Origin of the sequence: Deinococcus pimensis DSM 21231 (assembly GCF_000519345.1) — a bacterium.
Lineage (GTDB): Bacteria > Deinococcota > Deinococci > Deinococcales > Deinococcaceae > Deinococcus_A > Deinococcus_A pimensis.
Window position 1 is genome coordinate 1 of the sequence record NZ_KI912669.1, and the last position, 1,560, is coordinate 1,560.

Sequence of the window (1,560 nt, forward strand, 5' to 3'; positions counted from 1 at the left end):
GACGCGGCGAGGCTGCGCGCCCTCGGCCCGCGCCTCCACGGGGACCTCGACCGGCTGCGACGCCTCGGCCTGCCCGACACGCTCGTCCACGGCGACCTCCACTGGCGCAACGTCGTCATGGGCGAGCGAGGCCCCGTCCTGCTCGACTGGACCGACGGCGCGCTCGCCCACCCCTTCCTCGACGCGCGCCCCGGCTACTTCTTCCTCGACGACGTCGGTCCGCGCGCCGCGCGCGACGTCCGCGAGGCGTACCTCGAACCCTGGCGGGGTGCCGTGGGGGACGCGGACCTGCGAGACGCCTTCGAGCTCGCCCAGCCCCTCGGGGAACTGCACGCCGCCATGGGGTACGCCCTGCACATCATTCCCGGCGTGGAGGACACCGAGGAGTGGGCAGGCGCGCACGCCGGGCACCTGCGGAACGTCCTCGCGCACTACGAGCAGACGCCGGTGACCTGAGCGGCGGAGCCTCATGCCTGGACCGTTGGCGTGTCCCTACACTCAAGTATGAGCTCCAACGCCAAACCTCCCGTCTTCGGTTCCCTCCGGGCGCGGGCCCCGCGCGTCGTCGCCGCGCGGCGACCCGGCGGGCGGCACGCCACGTGGCTCGAACTCTTCTTCGACCTCGTCTACGTCGTCGCGGCGAGCAACCTCACCCGCACGTTGCTGGGTGACGCCAGCGCGCGCGGCGCGCTGGTGTTCCTCGGGCTGTTCGTCGTCGTGTGGTGGGCGTGGATCGGCATCAGCTACTTCCTCGACCAGTTCGAGCTGCGCGAGCTCCCCCTGCGTCTCCTGACGTTCACGCAGATCGCGCTGTCCGTGGGGCTCGCCGTGGGCCTCCCCGCCCTCGTCGAGGGGCACCCCGAGCTGTTCGCGTGGTCCTACCTGGGTCTGCGCGTCACCCTCACCGCGCTGTACGCCTGGGCGGCCCTCACGGTGGACGGCGCGCGCGAACTGTGCGGCAAGTACGCGGCGGGCTTCGCCGTCGGGACGTTCCTGTGGGGAGTCTCGCTCGCCGTGGACGGCCCCGCCCGGTACGTCCTGTGGGGCGTGGCCGTCGCGCTGGAGATCGCCGTGACCGTCTGGGCGTACGTGAGCTCGCGCAGCATCCCCGCGCAGCAGTCGCACATGGACGAACGCTTCGGCCTGTTCACCATCATCGTGCTCGGCGAGAGCGTCCTCGCGGTCGCCACGGGCGGCGCGCACGTGGACGGCGCGGCGGGCTGGACGCTCGCGCTGTGCGGGGTCACGCTCGCGTTCGTCACGTGGTGGCTGTACTTCGACTACGCCGACGACGCCGTCATCGACCGCGCCCTGCGCGGCGGGCGGCGCGCGCTCTACCTCAGCTTCGTGTACGGCTACACGCACCTGCTCGTCTTCGCCGGGATCGTCGCGGCCAGCGCGGGCGTGGAGTTCGCCTTCGAGGAGCTCGGACACGACGGCACGAACTTCGCCACGCGCCTCACCCTCTGCGGCGGGCTCGCGCTGTACGTCGCGGCCCTCAGCGTCGTGCAGCGCGCCGAGCCGTGCGTGCTGCCCGCGCGGATCACGCTCGCGCGGGCC

The 1,560-nt window shown here is 72.8% G+C and carries 2 protein-coding genes; both read left to right on the forward strand.

Features of this window, described 5'->3' with window-relative positions; all coding sequences use genetic code 11:
* Positions 1-456, forward strand: a 456-nt coding sequence (locus DEIPI_RS32555) for a phosphotransferase (protein WP_027482757.1), incomplete at its 5' end; no start/stop codon positions are given.
* Between the two features lie 48 nt (positions 457-504).
* On the forward strand, positions 505-1,560 hold a 1,056-nt coding region (locus tag DEIPI_RS32560; RefSeq protein WP_052351824.1), incomplete at its 3' end, for a low temperature requirement protein A.